Source organism: Bartonella sp. F02, assembly GCF_026929975.1.
Taxonomy (GTDB): Bacteria; Pseudomonadota; Alphaproteobacteria; order Rhizobiales; family Rhizobiaceae; genus Bartonella.
The window spans coordinates 37,949-63,167 of the sequence record NZ_JANHOK010000003.1 but is presented as its reverse complement, the minus strand read 5'-3'; the positions used below and the strand labels follow the sequence as shown (position 1 = coordinate 63,167).

Annotated in this window: 22 protein-coding genes; 11 read left to right on the top strand and 11 right to left on the bottom strand. The window is 36.0% G+C overall.

Going from position 1 to position 25,219, the window contains the following annotated elements; genetic code table 11:
* Window positions 1-122 precede the first annotated feature (122 nt).
* The gene (gene nhaA / locus NPY00_RS03120; protein WP_269020617.1) at window positions 123-1,472 is read left to right on the top strand and encodes a Na+/H+ antiporter NhaA; all 1,350 of its coding nucleotides are present in this window, start codon (window positions 123-125) and stop codon (window positions 1,470-1,472) included.
* Between the two features lie 227 nt (window positions 1,473-1,699).
* On the opposite strand, the gene NPY00_RS03115 is transcribed toward nhaA, so the two are convergent.
* A complete protein-coding gene (locus NPY00_RS03115) occupies window positions 1,700-2,953 on the bottom strand; it encodes an aspartate kinase (protein ID WP_269020616.1) in 1,254 nt (417 codons plus the stop codon).
* A gap of 191 nt (window positions 2,954-3,144) precedes the next feature.
* Here NPY00_RS03115 and ubiG point away from each other — a divergent pair, with 191 nt between their 5' ends.
* On the top strand, window positions 3,145-3,891 hold the full coding sequence (ubiG, locus tag NPY00_RS03110; protein WP_269020615.1) for a bifunctional 2-polyprenyl-6-hydroxyphenol methylase/3-demethylubiquinol 3-O-methyltransferase UbiG: 747 nt from the start codon (window positions 3,145-3,147) through the stop codon (window positions 3,889-3,891).
* Window positions 3,892-3,910: 19 nt separating this feature from the next.
* On the opposite strand, the gene grxC is transcribed toward ubiG, so the two are convergent.
* Window positions 3,911-4,165, bottom strand: a complete 255-nt coding sequence (gene grxC, locus NPY00_RS03105) for a glutaredoxin 3 (protein ID WP_269020614.1) — start codon at window positions 4,163-4,165, stop codon at window positions 3,911-3,913.
* Between the two features lie 47 nt (window positions 4,166-4,212).
* The gene (locus NPY00_RS03100; RefSeq protein WP_269020783.1) at window positions 4,213-4,980 is read right to left on the bottom strand and encodes a ComF family protein; all 768 of its coding nucleotides are present in this window, start codon (window positions 4,978-4,980) and stop codon (window positions 4,213-4,215) included.
* Between the two features lie 207 nt (window positions 4,981-5,187).
* On the opposite strand from NPY00_RS03100, the gene NPY00_RS03095 reads away from it, so the two are divergent.
* Entirely contained in the window at window positions 5,188-6,066 is an 879-nt protein-coding gene (locus tag NPY00_RS03095) for a class I SAM-dependent methyltransferase (protein ID WP_269020613.1), read from the top strand.
* A 30-nt stretch (window positions 6,067-6,096) separates the two neighbouring features.
* Here the strand turns inward: NPY00_RS03095 and NPY00_RS03090 are convergent, their stop codons facing one another.
* The 4 genes from NPY00_RS03090 to NPY00_RS03075 form a co-directional block, all read right to left on the bottom strand.
* A complete protein-coding gene (locus NPY00_RS03090; RefSeq protein WP_269020612.1) occupies window positions 6,097-7,452 on the bottom strand; it encodes an L-cystine transporter in 1,356 nt (451 codons plus the stop codon).
* 412 nt (window positions 7,453-7,864) lie between these two features.
* Window positions 7,865-8,278 carry an 8-oxo-dGTP diphosphatase MutT gene (mutT, locus tag NPY00_RS03085; protein WP_269020611.1) on the bottom strand — a complete coding sequence of 138 codons (414 nt, stop codon included), beginning with the start codon at window positions 8,276-8,278 and terminating at the stop codon, window positions 7,865-7,867.
* Between the two features lie 128 nt (window positions 8,279-8,406).
* Window positions 8,407-9,612, bottom strand: coding sequence for a bifunctional glutamate N-acetyltransferase/amino-acid acetyltransferase ArgJ (argJ, locus tag NPY00_RS03080; protein WP_269020782.1), 1,206 nt, complete (start codon window positions 9,610-9,612; stop codon window positions 8,407-8,409).
* A gap of 133 nt (window positions 9,613-9,745) precedes the next feature.
* Entirely contained in the window at window positions 9,746-10,699 is a 954-nt protein-coding gene (locus NPY00_RS03075; RefSeq protein ID WP_269020610.1) for a peptidylprolyl isomerase, read from the bottom strand.
* Window positions 10,700-11,083: 384 nt separating this feature from the next.
* Between NPY00_RS03075 and secA the strand changes: the two genes are divergently transcribed.
* From secA to prmC, 4 genes are all read left to right on the top strand, one after another.
* Window positions 11,084-13,804: a preprotein translocase subunit SecA gene (gene secA / locus NPY00_RS03070; protein ID WP_269020781.1), complete on the top strand. Its 2,721-nt coding sequence runs from the start codon at window positions 11,084-11,086 to the stop codon at window positions 13,802-13,804.
* A 14-nt stretch (window positions 13,805-13,818) separates the two neighbouring features.
* Window positions 13,819-14,235, top strand: coding sequence for a Fur family transcriptional regulator (locus NPY00_RS03065; RefSeq protein ID WP_269020609.1), 417 nt, complete (start codon window positions 13,819-13,821; stop codon window positions 14,233-14,235).
* Window positions 14,236-14,383: 148 nt separating this feature from the next.
* Window positions 14,384-15,463: a peptide chain release factor 1 gene (gene prfA / locus NPY00_RS03060; protein ID WP_269020608.1), complete on the top strand. Its 1,080-nt coding sequence runs from the start codon at window positions 14,384-14,386 to the stop codon at window positions 15,461-15,463.
* Window positions 15,460-16,326, top strand: a complete 867-nt coding sequence (prmC, locus tag NPY00_RS03055) for a peptide chain release factor N(5)-glutamine methyltransferase (RefSeq protein WP_269020607.1) — start codon at window positions 15,460-15,462, stop codon at window positions 16,324-16,326. The genes prfA and prmC overlap by 4 nt, the downstream gene beginning before the upstream one ends.
* Here prmC and nrdF read toward each other — a convergent pair.
* The 4 genes from nrdF to nrdH all read right to left on the bottom strand — a co-directional run bounded on the left by nrdF (window position 16,323) and on the right by nrdH (window position 20,134).
* The gene (gene nrdF / locus NPY00_RS03050; RefSeq protein ID WP_269020606.1) at window positions 16,323-17,297 is read right to left on the bottom strand and encodes a class 1b ribonucleoside-diphosphate reductase subunit beta; all 975 of its coding nucleotides are present in this window, start codon (window positions 17,295-17,297) and stop codon (window positions 16,323-16,325) included. The genes prmC and nrdF overlap by 4 nt on opposite strands.
* An 11-nt stretch (window positions 17,298-17,308) precedes the next feature.
* Window positions 17,309-19,390 carry a class 1b ribonucleoside-diphosphate reductase subunit alpha gene (gene nrdE / locus NPY00_RS03045; RefSeq protein ID WP_442864028.1) on the bottom strand — a complete coding sequence of 694 codons (2,082 nt, stop codon included), beginning with the start codon at window positions 19,388-19,390 and terminating at the stop codon, window positions 17,309-17,311.
* A 118-nt stretch (window positions 19,391-19,508) separates the two neighbouring features.
* Complete coding sequence (nrdI, locus tag NPY00_RS03040; protein WP_269020604.1) at window positions 19,509-19,910, bottom strand: class Ib ribonucleoside-diphosphate reductase assembly flavoprotein NrdI; 402 nt, start codon at window positions 19,908-19,910, stop codon at window positions 19,509-19,511.
* Complete coding sequence (gene nrdH, locus NPY00_RS03035) at window positions 19,910-20,134, bottom strand: glutaredoxin-like protein NrdH (protein WP_269020603.1); 225 nt, start codon at window positions 20,132-20,134, stop codon at window positions 19,910-19,912. Before nrdH ends, nrdI begins: the two co-directional genes overlap by 1 nt.
* A gap of 753 nt (window positions 20,135-20,887) precedes the next feature.
* Here nrdH and NPY00_RS03030 point away from each other — a divergent pair.
* From NPY00_RS03030 to ugpB, 4 genes are all read left to right on the top strand, one after another.
* Window positions 20,888-21,640 carry an ABC transporter ATP-binding protein gene (locus NPY00_RS03030; RefSeq protein ID WP_269020780.1) on the top strand — a complete coding sequence of 251 codons (753 nt, stop codon included), beginning with the start codon at window positions 20,888-20,890 and terminating at the stop codon, window positions 21,638-21,640.
* A 3-nt stretch (window positions 21,641-21,643) separates the two neighbouring features.
* Window positions 21,644-22,531, top strand: a complete 888-nt coding sequence (locus tag NPY00_RS03025) for a metal ABC transporter permease (RefSeq protein WP_269020602.1) — start codon at window positions 21,644-21,646, stop codon at window positions 22,529-22,531.
* Window positions 22,524-23,429, top strand: a complete 906-nt coding sequence (locus NPY00_RS03020) for a metal ABC transporter solute-binding protein, Zn/Mn family (RefSeq protein ID WP_269020601.1) — start codon at window positions 22,524-22,526, stop codon at window positions 23,427-23,429. Before NPY00_RS03025 ends, NPY00_RS03020 begins: the two co-directional genes overlap by 8 nt.
* A gap of 411 nt (window positions 23,430-23,840) precedes the next feature.
* Complete coding sequence (ugpB, locus tag NPY00_RS03015) at window positions 23,841-25,166, top strand: sn-glycerol-3-phosphate ABC transporter substrate-binding protein UgpB (RefSeq protein ID WP_269020600.1); 1,326 nt, start codon at window positions 23,841-23,843, stop codon at window positions 25,164-25,166.
* The last annotated feature ends 53 nt before the right edge of the window (window positions 25,167-25,219 follow it).

The following is a 25,219-nucleotide window of genomic DNA, read 5'->3' as shown; positions in this document are numbered from 1 at the left end:
GATATAATAATCACTTTCACTCCTGTTTTTTTCATGTATATGAAACCATATCAACGACACAAACAAGAATATGCAAATCATATGTATTATCAGAGATAACTTTTGATATTTGGAGTTACTTTATGACGGATTCATCTTCAAATCGCTTACAAAATCGCGCTTCTCGTATTACCAATCGCGCGCTTTCTGCCATTGAACGTTTTCTTCATATTGAAGCTCTAAGCGGTATTGTTCTTTTATTTGCAGCCGCAGCAGCACTTATTTTTGCTAATTCTGAATATGCTTCTTTTTATGAGGCTTTTTGGCATACCCAGCTTGGTTTTAACCTTGGTCATATTACTGTGTCAAAAGATTTACATTTTTGGGTTAATGATGCTCTTATGACTATATTTTTTCTCGTCGCAGGTATGGAAATCAGACGCGAAATTCATGAAGGTGCTCTTGCTAATCTCAAACAAGCAACTCTACCAATTATTGCAGCAATAGGTGGGGTTTGTCTGCCGGCAATTATTTATCTTAGCCTTAACTTAAATGGTGGTCATATTTATGGCTGGGCAGTACCGACTGCTACTGACATTGCTTTTGCTCTGGGGATTCTCGCTCTTCTTGGAAGAGCAATTCCTACAAATCTTCATGTTATCCTTCTATCACTCGCAATCATTGATGATATTATTGCTGTTCTTATCATTGCCTTTTTTTACTCAAGTAATCTTGATCTCAATGGTTTACCATTAGCAGCATCAGGAATTGTTTTAGTGTTATTCTTTCAATGGATTGGTTTTGCATCAGCATGGCTCTATATTTTACCTGGTGCCATTATTTGGTGTGGTTTGCTGATAACTGGGATTCATCCATCTCTTGCTGGTGTTATTTTAGGCATGATGACTCCAGTCTTACCTAATCGTAATTTCGTCGCTTTACTCACAACACTCAGTAATGCAATTAAGACGCTTCAAGAAAAAAATACCAAAACAGACCTCCATCATATCTCAACAACATTGAAAAAAATGAGTAAAGGACAACGCGATGCAATTGCGCCTGTAACACGCATTCAAAAAGCACTGCATCCATGGGTAGCATATGGTATCATGCCAATTTTTGCCTTTGCAAATGCTGGTGTTAGTTTTGCAAATTTCGATCTCTCTTCTAATACATCATTTCTCATTGTTGCTGGCATTATTGTTGGTTTGTTTATTGGGAAACCTCTTGGAATTATTACCGCTAGCTATCTAGCTGTTAAATCAGGCTTATGTCGACTTCCTCCTAATACAACATGGGCTGGTATATTACTTATTGGATCGTTAGCAGGAATTGGTTTCACAATGTCTATCTTCGTTTCAATGCTTGCTTTTAAAGATATCGTCCAGCTTGATTCTGCAAAAATTGGTGTTCTATGCGGATCCGGTCTTTCTGCTTTTTTTGGTCTCGGATATGGATTAATTTACATTAAAAAAAATAAAAAAAGCGTATAACCTATCTCATTCCAAGGAAGTAATCTTGAAAAACATTTAAACTAAGCTCTTTTTCAAAGAGATTAGTTTGCTTATTAGAAAAAAGAGAACAAAATAAAAACTCTTTCACTTTCAAATCTAAAATCAACTCAAATAAGTGCAAATACATATCCACTTGAGTTTCTATTAGAAACTTATTTCACTGTAAAAAGAACAGACATTTAAAGTTATTGAAGTTTAAAAAGTTCTTATTCTTTATCAAGACCATATACAGCATGCAATGTTCTAACCGCAAGTTCAGTATAGACGCTGTCAATCAAAACAGAAATTTTAATCTCCGAAGTCGTTATTGCTTGAATATTAATACCTTTTTCAGCCAAAGCTTTAAACGCTGTAGCGGCTACCCCTGCATGACTACGCATACCAATACCAATAAGAGAAATCTTTGCAAGACCACATTCAAACTGAAGAACATCAAAGCCTATTTCTTTACGATTTTTTTTCAAAAGTGAAACAGCTTTATCAACATCAGCTGATGGTACAGTAAAAGTCATATCTGTTGTCGAACCATCTTCAGAAATATTCTGTACGATCATATCAACATTGATGCGCTCTTCAGCTAAAGGGCCAAAAATTGCTGCAGAAACACCTGGACGATCTGCAAGCCGACGCAATGAAATTTGTGCTTCATCTTTTGCAAAAGCAATACCAGTAACATTCTGTTTTTCCACGATTTCATCCTCATCGCAAATAAGTGTTCCAGAAAAATTAATTGAATCATCCATACTCACAGCATCAGGACTTTCAAAACTTGAGCGTACAAATGTACGTACTTTATGAACCATTGCCAATTCAACAGAACGAACTTGCAAAACTTTTGCTCCAAGAGAAGCCATCTCAAGCATTTCTTCAAAAGCTACTTTTGGCAAACGACGCGCTTTAGGTTCTATTCGCGGGTCGGTTGTATAAACACCATCTACATCTGTATAAATATCACACCGATCCGCTTGTAAAGCTGCTGCCACTGCAACAGCACTTGTATCTGACCCGCCACGTCCCAAAGTAGAAATCCGATTATCTGGATCTAATCCCTGAAATCCAGCGATAACCGCGACCTGACCTTTTTGTAAACACTGTACTAAAAAAGATTCGTCAATATCTGTTATCCGCGCACCACCATGTGCGTTATCTGTATAAATAGGAATTTGCCAACCGAGCCACGAACGTGCACTCACTCCCATCGATTGAAGTGAAATCGCTAATAAACCTGCTGTTACCTGTTCCCCAGAAGCAACAACAACATCATATTCACAAACATCATACACTGGTGAAGTATCTCGTGTCCACTCAACCAGTTGGTTGGTTGTACCAGCCATAGCTGAAACAACGACTGCAACTTCATTACCTGCATCCACTTCTCTTTTAACATGCCGCGCCACATTACGAATGCGCTCAACATCTGCAACAGATGTTCCACCAAATTTCATAACAATACGCGCCATCTATGAGACTCTTACATTTTTTACGTCAAACAACACATGAGTAGAATAAAGTTCTACTCATTATAAAGATTATTTTTCGACATAACTAATATCTATCATTTTATCAAGTCTAGGATACTTATCTTAATTTATACTTGACTTTAAAAGAAAACCACCTGAACTTAATCAATGAAAAATGGAAGGGAAACGGTATGATGGATGCAACACAAACAACAATCGATCAGAACGAAATTGAACATTTTTCACGAATTGCCGCCGAGTGGTGGGATCCTCAAGGAAAATTTCAGCCACTTCATAAGTTCAATCCAACACGCCTTGCTTATATTAAAGAAAAAATCTGTCTTGCATTTGATCGTGATCCTTTTTCACTCACACCTTTTGAAAGTTTGAAACTTCTCGATATTGGATGTGGAGGTGGTTTGTTATGTGAACCAATGGCACGTCTTGGAGCCACTGTCGTGGGAGCTGATGCGGCACACACTAACATTGAAGTTGCAAAAATCCATGCAGCTCAAAACAATCTTTCAATTGATTATCGTACAACCACCGCAGAAATACTCGCAAATGAAGGTGAACAATTTGATATCATCCTCAATATGGAAGTTATTGAACACGTTTCTGATGTTGACCTTTTCTTATCATCAACAGCAAAAATGCTTAAACCTCAAGGACTTATGTTTGTATCAACACTCAACCGTACATGGAAAGCATGGGCCTTAGCTATTGTAGGCGCTGAATATATTTTACGCTGGCTTCCTCAAGGAACACATGACTACAAAAAATTTATCAAACCCCAAGAACTTAAAAATTTCTTATTCAAAAATACTCTCTCTGTTATCGATGAAATTGGAGTTACTTACAATCCATTACATGATAACTGGAATCTGTCAAACAATATGGATGTTAATTACATACTGCTTGCAAAACGATTTGAATAAATAGAGTGAAAAACAATTATTAAGCTTCTTGCAGCAAACGATCAAGCTTACCAGAAGAATCTAAAGCATAAAGATCGTCACATCCACCAACATGATATTCACCAATAAAAATTTGCGGAAATGTATTGCGACCATTCGCTCGCTCTATCATTTTCTGGCGAAGAGAAGTTGAAGCATCAATATCAATGTATTTTATGCCTTTTTTATCAAATAAAGCGCGTGCTTTTGCACAATAAGGACAATTAGGTCGTGTATATAGTGTAATCTCTTTCATAATCTTCTCCAGTACTTTTTCTTCATATAATAGATTTTAATGATCTCTCAAGAATTAAATACAGTATTATCTTTTAATACACGCGAAAATGTTAAAACATCAACTTGTCGTGCACCTGCTTGTTTTAATATTGTAGCCGCTGCACTTACTGTTACGCCTGTTGTTAAAACATCATCAACCAATAATACAGAGCAATCTTTTATAGATTGTTTAAATTTATCAGGAATTTGAAAAGCGTTATGCAAATTTTTCTTTCGTTCTGTAGCAGATAAACCAACTTGCGGACGCGTATATCGGCAACGAAAAAGCCAACCAGGTTTAAAAGGTTTATCTTGTTTCTTTGCAATATAACGAGCCAACTCAGCAGATTGATTATAACGTCTCCAGAAGAAACGACGAGAATGTAAAGGAATAGGAATGATGATATCACAGTCATCAATCATATCACGCCCCGCAAACATCATCCAATCTGCCATAAACCGTGCTAATTCTATACGATCACCGTATTTCAATCGTACAATCAAAGATCGCGCTAAACCTTTATGAACAACAGCTGAACGAACACGAGAAACAAGATAAGAACCTTGGATAGCTTCACCACTGAGAAAGCCATCTCCCATATCGTAAGCAAAGGGAGTTCCAAGAATAGGACAATAAGGTTTGGTTATAAATTGAAGATTATTCCAACAATTCGCACACATGGTTCCCCAAGAAGAAACTCTTGTTTTACATCCAGGGCAAGTTGGTGGATATAAAATTGCTGTAAAAAACTCAATATATTTGCTCAATATACTTTTACTATTCACAACAAGTATCCCTAAAGTATGTTTTTGATAATTTTTAATTTATAATTTATAATTTCAGAGGAAAAAAACTTTCACATTTTCAGATTTATACAATTTAGTTTTTCAAAGACTGTCATTTTTTAAAAATCTAAGTTTTTTACAGCATAAACTTGACATAACCTGCATTCAATGAACCCATAGAAAAATAACATTTTAAATAGAAAAAAGCTTAATGATATGTCACACCCTTTAATTTTCGATCACACACTTATCGAACAATTTCGTAAACGTGCTTTCAAAAAAGCAACAACAGGGTGTGACTTTTTATTATCTTATGTAGCTGATGATCTCTATAAACGAATCTGTACAGTTAATCGACAATTCACATTAGCTCTGGATCTCCACGGACACACGGGTCTTGCCGCGCAAGCCTTAAAAAAATCTGGGAAAATTCATTCCATAGAATACGTTGAAACCGATCCTCTTTACCAGAACCGTGGTCAAAAATTTCATTTGCGTCACCGAGAATTTTTGAATTTACCTCAATGTTATTGTGATTTAATTGTTTCACTTCTTTCATTACAATTAACCAATGATACACCTGGAGTTCTCAGCCAAATAAAACATATCCTCAAACCGGATGGGTTATTGCTTGCTGCTATGGCTGGAGCTGGCACGTTACAAGAACTTCGTGAGTGTCTAATGCAAGCAGAAATCGAAATTTATGGTGGTGCTAGCCCAAGAATTTATCCTTTTGCCGATATTCGCGATGCAGGAGCCATTTTACAGCGTGTTGGATTTGCTCTCCCTGTAATTGATGTTGAAGATATCACTATCCGTTATAATACAATGTTTGATCTCATGCATGACCTTAAAGCTATGGGAATGCAAAATGCGCTCGTTAATCGCTCAAAACGCCCCATATCAAAACGCTTTTTCCTTCGTGCTGCTGAAATTTATGCAAAACGATACAGCGATCCCGATGGTCGTATTCGTGCAAGTTTCTCTTTCATTTGGCTCTCCGGTTGGGCTCCTCATAAAGATCAACAAAAACCTATGCAGCCAGGCTCAGCGCAGATATCTCTTGTCGATGCCTTAGAAAAACAGAAAAAATAAAAACGAAGAAAATATAACTTCAATATCAAATCATTCTTCAAAAATGCTTTTATCCATCGTCCGTAGTATCTGACTTGTCATCGTTCCAGCCAACATCGAGCCATTTACATTAAGAGCTGTACGCCCCATATCAATTAAAGGCTCAACCGAAATTAAAATAGCGACCAGAGAAACAGGTAATCCCATCATCGGCAACACAATCAATGCAGCAAAAATAGCACCCCCTCCAACGCCTGCAACACCAACAGAACTTAATGTTACAACACCAACAAGAGTAGCAATCCAGATAGGATCTAGGGGATTAACCCCAACAGATGGTGCTATCATGGTTGCAAGCATTGCAGGATAAAGACCAGCACAACCATTTTGTCCTATTGTTGCACCAAAAGAAGCTGAAAAATTTGCAATGTATTGTGGTACACCAATCCATTTTGTTTGTGCTTCAATATTCAAAGGAATACTCGCAGCACTTGAACGACTACTAAAAGCAAATGCTAAAACAGGAAAAACCTTTTTAAAAAAGCGAAATGGATTAATTCCTAATATACCAAGTAATACACTATGCACTCCAAACATGAGAATGATGCCCACATAAGAAGCCACAACAAAAACTAGTAATTTTAAAATCTCTGCAATATTTGAAGTTGCTGCCACTTTAGTCATTAGTGCAAAAACCCCATAAGGTGTTAAAGAAATAACAATCCGCACCAAACGCATAATCCAAGATTGCATAACCTGAATCAATGAAATAACTCTCTCTCCTGTATCTGGATCATCCCTCTTTAAAACAAGAGCTGCAGCTCCCAAAAATGCAGAAAAAATAACAACACTAATAATTGATGTCTGCTTCACTCCACTTAATTCAGCAAATGGATTTTGAGGAATAAATGATAAAATCATTTTCGGTATATTTATATCTTCAAGTCGAAGCGCTTGATTTCCAAAAATATCAGATACATTTGTCTTGCCATGCATCAAGTCATTTGCTGTCAATCCAAAAAAATTAACTACTAAAATACCAACCAATGCAGCAAAAGCAGTCGTAAAAAGTAGAATTGAAATTGTTATGAGACTAATTTTTCCAACAGCATAAATGGAATGCACATGAGCAACCGCTGAAACAATAGAAATAAAAACTAATGGCATAACAATCATCTGTAATAATGACATATAACCATCTCCAACAATGCTAAACCATTCAATGGATTGTAATAAAATTGGTTCGTTGCTTCCATAAATAAAATGTAAAACACTGCCAAGAATTAGACCCGTAACAAGTCCCAACATAACACGCAGAGAAACGCTCCATTTTGTTTTTTTAACTTGGGAAATCCATACTAGAACAATAATAAAGATAAATATATTAATAAAAAAACCAAATGTCATCGTTTATGCTCACAATTACTGTATTTAACATCGAAAGAACTACATAAATTAAATAGATCTTCAATATGTGAAAATAAAATATCAAAGACTACTATATTTCCACACAATCATTATTAATGATTTGCAATAAAGAAGAAAAATTATTTATTCAATTTTATGTAAAATAACATAAAAGTTAAAATAATATATTCTTGATTACATGTGTAAAACTTATTGCTAAAATAAAATACTTTTTAACGCAGCATATATAATATAAGAATTACTACAATATCTCAATGTCAAATCACACACAAATAATTGTCGGATTTGTGCATGATATAAAACACTTAATATCTATTATGTCTTTTTTATAAAAAAGACATATCAAAATACAGTACTTGATATTTTGAACAGTTCTCTTCTGTAAAAAGCATTAAAGAAGGTTTTTTTTCAATATCTGAACCAATGGCTTATCAGCATCAGGCATCTGATATTTATCAAGATCATCAATTAAAACCCATTTTAAGTTTTGTCCTTCTCGTCCTTGTGGGATCCCCTCATAAGAATGACAAATATACAATGGCATTAATAAGTGAAACTTTTCATAGGCATGACTGGAAAATGTTAAAGGTAATAAGTTATTCGATTGGACATAAATACCAAGCTCTTCTTCTAATTCACGAACCAACGATACCTCTGGTGTTTCACCTTGCTCAACCTTTCCACCAGGAAACTCCCATAAACCAGCCAATGATTTTCCTTGAGGTCGTTCTGTAAGCAAAACTCGATTATCTCGATCTAATAACGCACAAGCAACGACAAGAAGCAGCGGTTTTTTTATATGCATATCAATCTCCAATAGAGAGAATGAGTACCTTTTTCTGCCATAAGTATCTTATTAAATAAAAACAAAAAATGACCCACCTTACCCTTCAAACAAAGAGCATATCATATTCGAAATTCTATTATCTCAAATTAACTTCTATAATCACCATTAATTGCAACATATTCTTTCGTCAAATCACAAGACCAAACTGTTGCCTGACCATTTCCGAGACCAATATCAACACGAATTGTAATGTGTTTATTTTTCATATAAGCATCAACTGTTGCTTCGTTATAATTAGGATCACGCTCTCCATTGAAGGCAACACGATGTTCTCCAAACCAAATCATTAACAAATCGCGATCTGCAGGAACACCGGCTTTGCCAACAGCCATCACCACACGTCCCCAATTAGCATCTTCACCCGCAATCGCTGTCTTTACCAATGGTGAATTCGCGATTGAAAAAGCAATTATTTTAGCATCTTTATCTGTTGTTGCACTCGTCACATTAACTTCAATCAAATGGCGTGCACCTTCACCATCGCAAACAACTTGCAAAGCAAGATCACGCAAAAGCTCATTCAATTGCTGTAAAAATATTTGATAACGCGGGTCGTTTTTACTAGTTAGACGAGGTAAATCTTTCTTTGCTTTTCCTGTTGCAAACATCATTAATGTATCTGATGTTGAAGTATCACTATCAACAGTAATAGAATTAAAGGACCCGCAAACTGCTTCCGATAACATAGATTGCAAGATATTCGTGTCAATTGCCGCATCACTCACCACAAAAGACAGCATCGTTGCCATATCTGGTGCAATCATACCAGCACCTTTTGCAATTCCATTAATGGTAATAAATTCTCCTCCACAATCAAAACGACGCGTCGCAAGCTTTGGAAAAGTATCCGTTGTCATAATAGCTCTTGCAGCTTCCAACCAATTGTCTTCTTTTGCTCTAAGAGCCATATCCGGCAAAAGATTGACAACACAGGATTCATCCATTGGTTCACCAATAACACCTGTGGAAGCTATAAAAATTTCATTTTCTTCAACCTGCAAAATTCTCGCTGCAGCATGAACTATTGCATTTGTTGTTTGCTTACCTTTACGTCCTGTAAAAGCATTTGCATTTCCAGAATTAACAACAACACCTCTAGCAACTCCATGAAAAAGCGATGCACGACAATGATCTACAGGAGCAGATGGACATTTTGATCGCGTAAAAACACCTGCTACATTTGCAGGTTCATCAAACACAATAAAAAGTAAATCAGTACGATTTTTATATTTTATCCCAGCTTCAGCAGTTGCCATTCGCACACCAGATAAGAGCGGAAGATCTTGTATCATTTCTGGCAACAAAGGAGAAACTCCAGCGACCTTCACATATTCCTCCACCAAAATAATCAAAACTTAATACAATAAAATGATGATTGAGCTATTTGATCGATAAAAAAATCAAATAGCTCAACTTTGACAAATATTATTCTTCTTCATCTTCATCAGATGTTTCCCCAGGAAAGGAACCATCATTGTCATTAAGAGATTGCATGAGTTTAGCAATATCCGCATCAGGATATTTTACATCTACTGTATCACGCAACTTCATTATAAGCGTTTGATAACGCTCTCTTATCAATTGAGTACGTAATACTTCTTTAACATCTTCAAAAGTAGGAGGTTGCTTTACGCGACGATCTTCCACCTTGATAACATGCCAACCGAATGGACTTTCAACAGGTTTTTTGGTGTATGCACCTACTTTCAAATCAAACGCAGCATCTTCAAAAGGTTTAACCATTTGACCACGAATAAAATAACCAAGATCACCACCTACTGCAGCTGAACCATCCGTTGAATCTTTCTTAGCTATTTCTTCAAATTTTTCTCCCTTACTCAAACGTTTAATAATTGCTTCTGCTTCAGCTTTCGTTTTAACCAAAATGTGTCGCGCTTTAATCTCATCTTCTTTAGGGAAAGCCGCAATCTCCTTTTCATAAAGAGTTTTTAAATCAGTATCTGTAATTTTATCAACAACAGCCTCTTTAAAATAAAGCTGTTGAAGAACATTATCACGCATGATGGTCATACGTTTATCAAAAACTTCTGTTTTATCGATGTTTTTCTCAAGTGCAGCTTTAACAAGCGCTCGCACATCCACATAAGCTTTCAAAACAGTTATACGACGTTGCGCATCAGGAAGGCGTGCTAAATTAGGGTTTATTTCAAGAGCAAGCTCATCTAATTGTCCCGCTGTAATGCTTTTTCCATCAATAACTGCCATAACGTGAGAAGGTGCAAAAGACTTCATCGAAGCTTTTTCTAAAGTCTTTAAATCATCCGATGCAGATTTCACATTCTCTTGAGCCACCACACCTAAACTCGTGCTCACTAATAAAGTTGACGTCAAAAGCAGCGTGGTAAAGTTAAATTTCATAAATATACTCCTTAAGAATTAATGCGCGCTCAAAATTCAAATTGCTTTCGCTTTATCCTCTAAACAATAGATAAATAAATTAATATTTGTACTTTCAAAGCTATAAAATTTACTCATCTACTTTATTCCACTTGAATAAGTGAAAATATGATAATATAAAAACTTATTGTATCATACCCTAAATTATTCCAGACCAACAAATAATGTTATTAACATTGACATAGCGAATTTCGCTCCTTATTTCTATTTTTGAAGTACGCACCAAAAAATAATAAAACATCTGGATTAGATTGTGTTAAATATCTTGAAAGATGTAAATTATGGGTGCAATGTGTTAAAGTGCTCAATAAAAAGAACAATATGAATTTAAGGAAAGGACCAGGAATGGTCAGTTTAGGTGTACTTGCGCGTAAATTTTTTGGTTCGACTCATGAACGACGTCTCAAACCTCTTTACAAAAAAGTTGTGCAAATTAATGCATTAGAAGAACAATTTCAAAAATTAAGCGATTCGCAACTTTGCCAAAAAACCGAAGAATTTCATCAACGATTAATTGCAGGAGAAACTCTTGATTCTCTTTTGCCAGAAGCTTTTGCGACTGTGCGTGAAGCTGTAAGGCGTGTTTACAATTTACGACTTTTTGACGTGCAGCTCATTGGTGGAATGGTTCTTCATAACCGCAGTATTGCTGAAATGCGGACCGGAGAAGGTAAAACGTTAACGGCAACCCTGCCAGTTTATCTCAACGCACTAGAAAAAAAAGGTGTTCATGTTGTAACGGTTAATGATTATCTTGCAAGTCGTGATGCCGAAACTATGGGAAAAATTTATAGTTTTCTGGGTTTAACAACAGGAGTGATACTTCACGATCTCGACAATAATGCTCGAAAAGAAGCTTATGCCTGTGACATCACCTATGCAACAAATAATGAACTTGGTTTCGATTATCTGCGTGATAATATGGCTTTCGATTCTAGCCAAATGGTTCAACGCGGGCATCATTATGCAATTGTTGATGAAGTGGATTCAATTCTTATTGATGAAGCTAGAACTCCTCTTATTATCTCTGGTCCTTTAGAAGATCGTACCGATTTTTACAATTTTATTGATCAATTTATTTCTCACCTCACATCAGAAGATTATGAAATAGATGAAAAACGAAAAACAACAACTTTTACTGAAATTGGTGCAGAAAAAATTGAGAAAATGCTCGATGAAGTTGGACAACTTAAAGGCAATAATCTCTATGACATAGAAAATGTTGCTATTGTCCATCATCTGAATAACGCTTTAAAAGCTCATAAACTATTTAGTCGTGACAGAGACTATATTGTTCGTAATGGTGAAGTTGTTATCATTGATGAATTTACAGGTCGAATGATGCCAGGTCGACGTTATTCTGAAGGTTTGCATCAAGCATTAGAAGCCAAAGAACATGTTGCTATTCAACCAGAAAATCAAACACTCGCTTCTATTACTTTCCAGAATTATTTTCGTATGTATAAAAAATTATCTGGAATGACCGGAACTGCAATAACAGAAGCAGAAGAGTTTGGTAATATTTATGAGCTTGAGGTTATTGAAGTTCCAACAAATCTACCCGTGCAACGTCTCGATGAAGATGATGAAATTTATCGAACGGCAGAAGAAAAATATCGTGCCATTGTCCGCGATATTCGTCAAGCTCATGAAAAAGAGCAACCTATCCTTGTTGGGACAACTTCTATTGAAAAATCAGAACAATTAGCAGAACGCTTACAAAAAGAAGGTATTACTAATTTTAAAATCTTAAATGCCCGCTATCATGAACAAGAAGCATATATTATTGCACAAGCAGGTGTTCCTGGAGCTTTGACAATCGCCACCAACATGGCAGGACGTGGGACAGACATACAGCTTGGTGGCAATGTGGAAATGCGGATTCGACAAGAATTACAGGATTTTCCCGAAGGTCCTGAACGAGATGCTAAAATCGAAGAAATTAAGAAAGATGTTCAAACGCTTAAAGAAAAAGCGTTATCGGCTGGTGGTCTTTACGTTATTGCAACTGAACGTCATGAAAGCCGTCGTATTGATAACCAGCTCCGCGGTCGTTCTGGCCGACAAGGAGACCCTGGTCGCTCAAAATTTTTTCTTTCTCTTCAAGACGATCTCATGCGCATCTTTGGTTCAAATCGGATGGGAACAGTCTTACAAAAACTTGGGTTAAAGGAAGATGAAGCTATTATTCATCCATGGATTAATAAAGCACTTGAAAAAGCCCAAAAAAAAGTCGAAGCGCAAAATTTTGAAATTCGTAAAAATTTATTAAAATACGACGATGTTATGAATGATCAGCGCACAGTTATTTTTGAACAGCGTATGGAAATCATGAACGCAGAAGATCTAACTGAAATGATCCATGGAATGCGTGATGAAATCATTGAAGATTTAGTGGAAGCTTATATTCCTTCTGGAACATATTCTGAAAAATGGAATGCAACAGCTCTGCAAGAGGAATTGCAACAGATTTTTAATCTTGAACTTCCTGTGAGAGAATGGGTAAAAGAAGACGGCATTGCTGAAGAGCAAATTTTCAAACGTATTTCAGATGCCATCATAGAATTTGAGAAAACGCGTACTGAACATTATCCTAAAGAATTGATAGTCTATATTCATAAAACTATATTACTTGAAACTATCGATATGCTATGGCGCGAACATCTTGTTAATTTAGATCATTTGCGTTCCATTATTGGTTTTCGTGGTTATGGACAACGAGATCCGCTGAACGAATATAAAACAGAATCGTTTGAACTTTTTCAAACTATGCTGAAAAATTTGCGTAGAAATGTTATTTTTAAACTTATGCGTTTTGAAATTGCTCAAGCTCCTGTAGAACAAATAATGCCTGAACAAAACGACCCTCAAAGCTCTACCTTAAATCATCAAAGTGAAGAAGATAATCAAATTTTTTGGGCACAAACACATGAAAGTACGTTCGTTCATCCAACAGAACGTGATCCTAATAATCCAACGACATGGGGAAAAATTGGACGGAACGAAATTTGTCCTTGTGGTTCAAGAAAAAAATATAAACATTGTCATGGGGCTTTCATTGCATAAAGCAAGCAATTAAAATGAATAAAAAGAAGAATTATGAAAAAGAATTACGTGCTTCTGGTTTGAGAATAACACGCCAGAGGCGTGTTATTCTTGATGTTTTAACTGATACAGATGATCATCCAAACGCATTTGAAATTTTTCAACGGGCTAACAAAATAGATCACACTATTTCCTTATCAACTGTTTATCGTACTATGAAAACATTAGAAGAAAATGGAACCATTCACCGTCATGCCTTTAGTGGAGGGCCATCTCGTTTCGAGCAGGCAGATGGCCAACATCATGACCATCTCATCGATATAGATACAGGAAAAATCATTGAATTTCAGTCAGATCTTATCGAAAAATTACAAAAAGAAATCGCTAATTCTCTAGGCTATGAAATAATACACCATCGCCTTGAACTTTATGGGAAAAAACGCAATTCTTAAATTAATCATATCATTTTAGACGAAGTTATTTTTAAAACTTATAATTTTTATTGGCAAGAGTGTGTTTCTACTTTATCACCTTTTCTTTACAAAAAACTATAACACTACTAATCTTTAACATCACAGAATAAATTGTACGCATATTATCATGGTTTCTTTACCGCAAAATCGTATAGATCAAATTGAAAAGCGCTTTGAAATAATTGAAAGTCAAATGGCTGAAAATCCAAATGCAGAAACTTATGTAAAACTAGCTTCTGAATATTCCGAATTACAGCCTGTAGTTTCTTCTATACGAGCATTAAATGCTACTTATCAGGAAATAAAAGAACTTGAAACCATTATTCATGATCCACAAACAGAAACAGAAATGCGTAATCTTGCTCAAGAAGAATTACCATTATTACGCCAAAAAATTGAACAACTTCAACAGGAACTTCAGCTTCTTCTTTTGCCGAAAGATAGCGCCGATGAAAAAAGCGCTATCATCGAAATTCGAGCAGGAACTGGTGGATCAGAAGCCGCACTTTTCGCCGGTGATCTATTTCGCATGTATGAGCGTTATGCAAGTATTCATAATTGGAAAGTTGAAATTGTTTCACTCAGCGATGGTGAAATTGGAGGTTATAAAGAAATTATTGCAACTATTTCAGGGAAAAGTGTTTTTTCTAAATTAAAGTTTGAATCAGGCGTTCACCGTGTACAACGCGTTCCTGAAACAGAAACAAACGGACGTATTCATACATCAGCTGCAACTGTTGCTGTCCTCCCAGAAGCCGAAGAAATTGACATCGAAATTCGCCCTGAAGATATCCGCATTGATACAATGCGCGCATCTGGAGCCGGTGGACAGCATGTCAACACAACAGATTCAGCTGTACGTATCACGCATATTCCTACAGGGATTATGGTCGTTCAAGCAGAAAAATCGCAACATCAAAACCGAGCACGTGCACTTCAAATTTTACGCGCGCGATTATTCGACATGGAACGACAAAAAATAGATAATGAACGCTCAGAATCTCGTAAAACTCAAATCGGCTCTGGGGATCGATCAGAAAGAATTCGTACTTATAACTTCCCACAAGGACGCGTTACTGATCACCGGATTAATCTCACTTTATACAAACTTGACCGTGTCATGGAAGGAGATCTTGATGAGTTTATTAATGCGCTCATTTCTGATCACCAAACGATGCTTCTTACAGAAATCAATAATAACGGATGAGTGATCATTTTCTAGAAAAAACGATTAGAAAAACACAAAAAAGATTGCAACATCAAGGAATTGCTGAATCTCACCTGTGTGCAAAGCTACTCATTGAGTGGATAACAGGAACGAATGCAACAGACAGAATTCGAACCCCAAATATGTGTCTTTCTTCTGAGCAAATTATAAAATTAGAGGAAGCAATAAAGCGACGCATCGCTGGAGAACCCGTTCATCGTATTATTGGAATACGGGAATTTTATGGTATACCGTTTTTTCTGTCTCGAGACACATTAGAGCCTCGCCCTGATACAGAAACACTCATCGATCTCGTTTTACCAATTTTAAAAAAACATGTAGAAAAATCAGAAAAAGCAACATTTCTTGATATGGGAACAGGAAGCGGTGCCATTGCTATTGCCATTCTCAAACAAATTCCAAAAACCTATGCAACAGCCATTGATATTTCTGAAGATGCTTTAAACACAGCCACAAGAAATGCAGAATATGCAAATGTTGCCGATCGTTTTACACCTTTTTTGAGTGATTGGTTTAATTCTGTCACCGATAAGTTTGATCTCATTATTTCCAATCCACCCTATATTCCAGAAAAAGACATAAAAAATCTTGCAAAAGAAGTGCGTCTCTATGATCCATTACGCGCTCTTATCGGCGGAAAAGATGGTCTTGATTTCTACAGAAAACTTGCTCATCAATCAGCAAACTATTTACAAGAAAAAGGCTATCTTGCTATTGAAATAGGCTATTCTCAAAAAGAAGAAGTCTGCAATTTATTTGAAAAGAATGGATTTAACTGCTTAAAAATACGCGAAGATTTAAATGGAATTCCTCGCGCACTTCTTTTTGCATACACTCCTTAAAAAGCCCAATCTTCATCCTCGGTTGCAACTGCTTTTCCAATAACATAAGAAGAGCCAGAACCTGAAAAAAAGTCGTGATTTTCATCAGCATTTGGTGATAAAGACGCTAAAATAGCAGGATTAACACGACAAACTTCAGGTGGGAAAAGAGGTTCAAAACCCAAATTCATAAGTGCTTTATTTGCATTATAATGAAGAAAGACCTTAACATCTTCTGTCAATCCAATCGTATCATAAAGACCTTCAGTATATTTGCATTCAATATTATAGAGATCAAATAACAAATTAAAAGCAAAGTCCTTTATTTCCTGTTTTTTAGCCTCATCAAGTTTTGCAAACCCTAATTGAAATTTATAGCCGATATAATAACCATGAACAGCCTCATCACGAATGATAAGCCTAATTAAATCAGCTGTATTGGTTAACTTGGCACGACTTGACCAATACATAGGTAAATAAAAACCAGAATAAAATAAAAAACTTTCAAGCAAAGTCGAGGCAATCTTCTTTTTGAGCGGATTATCTGCCTCATAGCGTTCAAGAACTAATCTTGCTTTTTTTTGCAGATAAGGATTTTCTTCCGACCATCGAAACGCATCATCAACCTCTACGGTCGAGCATAAAGTTGAAAAAATAGAAGAATAAGAACGTGCATGAACCGCTTCCATGAACGCAATATTCGTCAAAACAGCTTCTTCATGCTCTGTTACCGCATCAGCCATAAGTGAAATAGCTCCTACAGTATTTTGAACTGTATCTAATAAAGTCAATCCTGTAAAAACACGAATAGTTAGTTTTCTCTCTTCCTCAGTTAAACTTGCCCATGATGGAATATCATTAGAAAGAGGAACTTTTTCAGGTAACCAAAAATTGCCTGTTAAACGGTTCCAAACTTCCAGATCTTTTTCATCATGTAGCCTATTCCAGTTTACAGCGCTCACAACTGGATTTTTTGTTGAAATCTTCGTCATCTCTTCATCTCCTAAAGGCTACACGAAACACAGCCATCAACTTCTGTTCCACTCAACGCCATTTGCCGCAACCGGACATAATAAATACTCTTGATACCCTTTTTCCAAGCATAAATTTGTGCACGATTAATATCACGTGTCGTCGCCGTATCAGGAAAAAACAACGTTAATGAAAGACCTTGATCAACATGCTGCGTAGCTGCAGCATACGTATCAATAATTTTCTCTGGCCCAATTTCATAGGCATCTTGATAGAACTTCAAGTTCGTATTATCCATATAAGGAGCAGGATAGTACACGCGCCCAATTTTCCCTTCTTTACGAATTTCAATCTTTGAAGCAATCGGATGAATAGAAGATGTCGCGTGATTGATATAAGAAATAGATCCTGTAGGCGGTACGGCTTGAAGATTACGGTTATAAAGTCCATACTGAATAACCAATTCTTTAAGTTCGTGCCAATCTTTTTGGTTCGGTATAACGATATTATAGCGTTCAAAAAGCTCACGCACAAGCGAAAATTCTGGCTTCCATTCTTTCTCAATGTATTTTGAAAAGAAACAGCCATCTGCGTAAGCTGATTTCTCAAACCCTACAAACATTTCTTTACGTTCGCGTGCAATCAAATTGGAAGCTCGCAATGCATGATATGTCACTGTATAAAAATAAATATTAGTGAAATCAATTGCTTCTGGAGATCCATAATAAATCTGTTCCCGCGCTAAAAAGCCATGCAAGTTCATTTGCCCTAACCCAATTGCATGACTTTCAGAATTGCCTTTTGCAATAGAAGGAACACAAGCAATATTACTCATATCAGAAACAGCCGTAAGAGCACGAACAGCCGTTTCTACTGTTTGTCCAAAATCTCTACTTTCCATCGCTTTTGCGATATTCATAGAACCGAGATTACACGATATATCATTGCCAATAGTACGATATGTTAAATCCGTTTCCAGTTCACTCGCTTCACTCACCTGTAAAATTTCTGAGCATAAATTGCTCATACTAATACGACCCGCTATTGGATTCACTCGATTAGCCGTATCTTCAAATAAAATATATGGATAACCCGATTCAAACTGAATCTCTGCTAATGTCTGAAAAAAAACACGCGCACTTATTTTCTTTTTACGAATCTTCGGATTATCAACAAACGATCGATAATGCTCTGTCAAAGAAATATCGCTAAAAGGCTTTCCCATGACCCGCTCAATATCATAAGGTGAAAATAAATACATATCTTCATTATTCCGCGCAAGCTCAAAAGTAATATCAGGAATCACAACACCAAGCGAAAGAGTCTTTATCCTGACTTTTTCATCAGCATTTTCGCGTTTCGTATCTAAAAATGTCATAATATCTAAATGATGTGCGTGCAAATAAACGGCACCCGCACCCTGTCGCGCACCTAATTGATTAGCATAAGAAAATGAATCTTCTAATAATTTCATCACAGGCAAAACACCAGATGATTGATTTTCTATCCGCTTAATTGGTGCACCCGCTTCTCGCAAATTTGTTAGACAAAGTGCTACACCGCCACCACGTTTAGAAAGCTGCAAAGCTGAATTAATCGAGCGCCCAATCGATTCCATACTATCTTCAACACGCAATAAAAAGCATGATACCAATTCACCTCTCTGCTTTTTCCCCGCATTTAAGAATGTCGGAGTCGCAGGCTGAAACCGTCCCGTAATAATTTCATCAACTAAATTTTCAGCAAGAGATTTATTTCCTTGCGCTAAATATAAAGCTACAAGACAAACACGGTCTTCATAACGCTCAAGATAACGTTTACCATCAAAAGTCTTCAGTGTATAACTGGTATAATATTTAAACGCACCCAGAAAAGTAGGGAAGCGAAACTTAAATGCATAAGCACGCTTAAAAAGCCTTTTTATAAAAGAAAAGTCATACAACTCAAATAATTCTTTTTCATAATAACCTTCTTCTATTAGATAATCTATTTTTTCCTTTAAATTATGAAAAAAAACCGTATTTTGATTAACGTGCTGCAGAAAATACTGCCGCGCAGCAAGCCGGTCCATATCAAATTGAATATGGCCATTTTCATCGTACAGATTCAACATTGCATTCAATGCATGATAATCTGTAACGTGATCTGATTCCTTCAGCCGCTCTGTCACCGTTTCCACAACTTTTCCAATCTTTATTAACTTATCATCATAATTTTGAACTATCGTAACTCTAATTTTCGTATCGTTTCCAAAATTTTTCTAATCCTTTTTTGACACACATGACATCCTCGTCAGTTCCTCGCAATTCAAAGCGATAAAGACAAGGGATAGAGCATTTTTCAGAAATAATTTTGCTAGCTAAATTATAATTACAACCAAAATTACGATTTCCACCACCAATGACACCGCGAATTAATTCGCGATTTTTTACTTCATTAAGAAAATGAATAACTGCTTTTGGTACAGCCATTCTACCTTCACCATCTGCATAAGTAGGAACCACTAACACATAAGGTTCATGAATCAACGCAGATGGGTTTTTTTTATCAATTTTAAACAATCTTTGATCAAGTCGAGAAACAAAATGCGCAGTATTACCCGTTACACTCGAATAATAAGCAATGAGACTCATTAGCCACAAAGACCGCTAATCATGTCTGGCCTGAAACCAGACCAATGATTTTCACCACAAACGACCACAGGAACCTGACTATACCCAAGAGATTGAACAAAACTATATGCTTGTTGATCACGAGAAATATCAACGACGCTATACTCAATACCCTTAGCATCAAAAGCGCGGTAAGTAGCGGTACACTGAACACAAGATGGCTTGCTATAAATCGTAATCGGCATTTTTTCTGACTCCCTCATATTTCAAAAATCAACTCTAAAAAGAGCTAATTATAGCGTTTATCAATCTTCCAAAATAATAAAATCAGTAACTGCGCACAAAATACGTGCAAGTACATTCTTACAAAAAGAATAAGCAGCTACTGTATCAAACTTTAAGTCCCCGCATCCCAACAACCATGACATATACATAACATGATACGAAATTAGTGAGATCTACAACTCAAATGAACAAATTCTCACTTACAACACAATCCCTTGCCAATACTTTCCCCTACTATTTTGAATAAACTCATTACAAAAATAGATTGCCTAACGGACTATGCAATTCATTTCCAATACCTGAGTTAACCCCTCTCTATCGCAAAAGCTTAAATTCACAATAAATACAAAACCATTTTCTTAAAGCATAAAAAATGTTTCAATCGAACTGCCATTTTGTACGACTCAACCACAACTGCCTCATCACGGAGCTGCAGTTTGAGCAATAGATACACAAAAAAATTACACGCACCTAATCCCTAAGAACTGAAGACTCATACTACATATGGTATAAATCTTAGGTATTTATACCATAAATATACACCATTTCGTCAAGAACAATTCAAATACTATTTTTAATTTTCCACGACCTTTTCATTGAAATGTGTAACTCTTCAAAATATATGTAATAATATAACGTTTTTTGTTTTAATGATTGATAAATGTAATAATATAACATAACATTTTAAGGAAAAAGATAAAGATGGTGTCATGATGAGCTTATGTTTTGAGAATGTAACATTGGGCTATTCTAATAGAATAGCGATAAAGGGCTTTTCAGCAAAACTGGCATCAAGCTCACTCATAGCAATAACTGGAAACAATGGTTCTGGGAAGTCTACATTACTTAAAGCCATTGCTGGATTGCTCAAACCTACCAATGGGAAAATTATAAAACAAACAAAAAGCCGGATTGCTTATCTTGCTCAGCAATGCGATATTGATCGAACATTTCCAATCACTGTAGAAGCACTCGTGAAAACAGGGTTATGGTCTTTTTGTGGATTGTGGAAAAGCCAACGCTCTTATCAAACTAAAATTCAAAATGCCTTAGAAACTGTTGGACTCGTCGCACAAGCTCATCATTCACTTGATACTTTATCTGGTGGGCAGCTACAACGTGCACTTTTTGCACGGATCATTGTACAAGATTCTGATATCATATTGCTCGACGAACCTTTCAATGGAATAGATCGCAAAACGCAGAACGAGCTTCTAAAATTGATTACTCATTGGCAACAACAAGGGCGGATCGTCCTCACAGCGTTGCATGATCCATTCATCGTTCAAGAAAATTTTTCACATATGATTCATATCGATAACCAACGTGCTTTTTATGGAGAGACAACAATGTTTCTGAACGCTAAAAATCATTATACTACACCTGCTCTTGTTTCTCGTTTTCCTTATGACAACTCATACAAAAACACTTTTCCAATTAATGATTCTGTTCAGAATAGGTTATAATACGTGTATTCCTTTTTCTTTGCTCCTTTTATTGATTTCCAGTTTATGCAAAATGCCTTAATAGGTTCTATTCTTTTAACCATTAGCGCTTGTCCTATTGGAGTATTTTTGATGCTACGTGGTATGAGCTTAACAGGTGATGCGATGTCTCATGCCATTCTTCCAGGTGTTGCGACCGCTTTTCTTTTATGTGGTTTTTCTCTTATATCTATGACCATAGGAGGTATTGTAGCCGGTATTATTGTAGTATTAGCAACAACTTTAATTTCGCGAAATAGCTTTCAAAAAGAAGATGCATCAATGACAGTCTTCTACCTGATGTCATTAGCCGCAGGTGTTATTATCGTTTCATTAAAAGGGTCAAAAGTTGATTTGCTTCATCTCTTATTTGGTTCAGTACTTTCGATTAATACACAAGCTCTCTGGTTAATTGCAGTCATTATGGTTATCACAATAAGCAGTTTGTGCATTTTCTGGCGTGCTTTTGTACTCGAAAGCCTTGATCCGTTGTTATTTAGATCTCTCTCTCCATTAGGAAAATATGCTCATATTTTATTACTTGGACTAATGGTCTTAAATTTGGTTGGAGGATTTCAATCATTAGGAACATTATTATCAGTCGGCATTATGATGATTCCAGCCATTGCAGCTCGTTTCTGGTTATCACATCTTGGCTATATCTGCGTACTATCCATCATTTTTGGAATCATTTCCAGTGTATTTGGTCTTTTACTTTCCTTCCACATATCTTTACCCTCTGGTCCCGCTATCATTATCGTTGCAGGATTTATTTACCTCCTCTCTTATCTCATAAGCCCACACGGGCTTTTCGCAGCAAGATTTTCTCACCTTTTTTGCCGTCTATTTAATCATAAGAAAAAATATGTATAAACTTATTCAATATCTCATTCTTCTCAATGCTCTTTTATTTCCATTTTCTGCTATCGCACATAAAGATATAAAGGTTGTTGCCAGTTTTTCTATTCTTGCAGATTTAGTAAAAAATGTAGGAAAAGATCGTGTTTCTATCACTACTTTTGTTGGATCTGATGAAAATACCCATATTTATGAACCAACACCCAGAGATGCTCAAGCTCTTAAAAATGCGCATATTATTTTCATTAATGGACTTCACTTAGAAGATTTTATTCATCGCCTTATCACAGCAACCAATACAAAAGCACTTCTTGTTGAAACAAGTGCCAATATCCCTCTTCTTAAAAAACAAGATCACCAAATCGGACATCATCACAAAAACAATACCGATCCTCATGCTTGGCATACTATTCCTAATGTTAAAATCTATATTAAAAATATTACTACTTCTCTTTGTAAAATTGATCCAGAATCATGTGGTGTCTACAATACAAATGCTAATGCATACATTCAAAAGCTCGACGCGCTGCACAAAACAATCACGACACAAATTGCTGCCATTCCAAAAGATAAACGAATAATTATCACATCTCATGATGCCTTTGATTATTTTGCCCATGAATATGGATTTACTATACTTGCTCCTGAAGGTGTCTCAACAGAAATTGAAGCAACAGCAGCAAATGTTGCCAAACTTATACAACAAATAAAAACTAATAATGCATCTGCACTCTTTGTTGAAAATATCTCTAATCCACGTCTTATAGAACAAATTGCAAAAGAAACAGGTTTAAAAATAAGTGGAACACTTTACTCTGATGCTTTATCTAAAGAAAATGGTCCTGCTGCGACATATCTCGATATGATGCAACATAATGTCACCACCATCATTAATGCAATCACAAAACACTGACACACGAAACTATAGTGATAATATAGACAAATATTTTTGATCACATCACTGAAAAATTATAAATATATATATTACAAAGACTTAATTTTAAAATAATAAACCACAATACTGAATCGTATTATTTAAAATAACACATACTACTTTTAGTTTTAATTACACCATATGGAACATCTTTTATTTGAATAATACTTTAATCTTATTATCCATTATTTAATTTGTAACGAATCTCGTTAATATATAGTCGTTCTAAAAAGAGTAAAACTGATAAACCTGAACAAATTCATTTGACCTTTTCATGTATCATGTTTAAATGAGCAGGTATATTTCTGAAAGAGAACCGTATGACATATTCACTGAGTAATATTGTAATCTAGGGGAAATTGTGTTCCGTCAATTCAGAAGAGGAAAATCATGAACTGCTTTTATCTTTCCACAATAGCATTAACACTGGCTATGACGACAGCAACAGCAAGTCTTGCACAAACAAAAATCAGCTTCTGGCATTCGATGAGTGGCGCTCTCGGGAAACAAACCGAAAGCCTAATTCAAGAGTTTAATGCAAGTCAATCTAAATATGAAGTTGTCCCTTCATTTCGCGGTGAATATGAAGAAGCTATGGTTTCGCTTATTGCAGCATTTCGTGGAAAGCAACAACCTGTTCTTGCACAAATCTATGAAATTGGAACTGGAACTATGATGGCCGCAAAAGGTGCGGTCTATCCAGTTTATCAGCTTATGGATGACACAAAGCAAACATTGAATATTACAGATTATCTCCCCGCTATTAGTGAATATTACTCTGATACAAAAGGGCAAATGTTATCAATGCCATTTAATGCTTCAACGCCAATTCTTTTCTATAATAAGGACATTTTTCAAAAAGCAGGTTTAGACCCAGAACAACCCCCAAAGACTTGGCAAGATATTGAAAGTTTTTCAAAAAAAATTCTTGATAGTAAAGCAGCAAGTTGTGGTTTTACCATGGCGTATGCTGCTCAATGGATTGGGATAGAGAATTTTTCAGCCTATCATAATGTCTCTTTTGGAACAAAAGAAAATGGGCTTGGGGGGCTAGATGCAGAGCTGAAACTTAATGGACCTTTACAAGTGCGAATGTGGACTGATCTCAAAAAGTGGTCAGATGAAGGCATTTTCCGCTACGGTGGTCCAGCTGGTGCATTAGATGCAGCACCAATGTTTATGGCACAAAATTGCGCAATTTTTATACAATCTTCAGGATCGCAAAGAGGGATTGTTTCAGAAGCTCAATTTAATGTTGGATTTGGTATGTTACCTTATTATGAAGATGTACAAAATGCGCCGCAAAACTCAATTATTGGTGGTGCTTCTATTTGGGTACTGAAAGGTCACACATCCGAAGAATATGCGGGTGCAGCAGCTTTTCTTAAGTTCCTTTCAAAAACAGAACAACAAGCTAAATGGCATCAAGCAACGGGTTATCTGCCCATAACAAAACCAGCTTATGAACTCAGTAAAGAACAACATTTCTATGATGAAAATCCAGGTGCAGATATTGCGATTAAACAAATAAATCTCAATCCACCAACAATTAACTCAAAAGGAATAAGATTTGGTATTTTACCACAAATTCGTTCCATGCTTGATCAAGAACTGGAAGCTGTTCTTAATGGTTCAACAACGCCTCAAAATGGTTTAGATAAAGTAGTTGAACGTGGAAATAAGCTTTTAAGAGAATTTGAAAAAGCTAATCATTAGATTCTATGATTATTATTCAATTAAAAAACTCAGCATCAAAAGTTGAGTTTTTT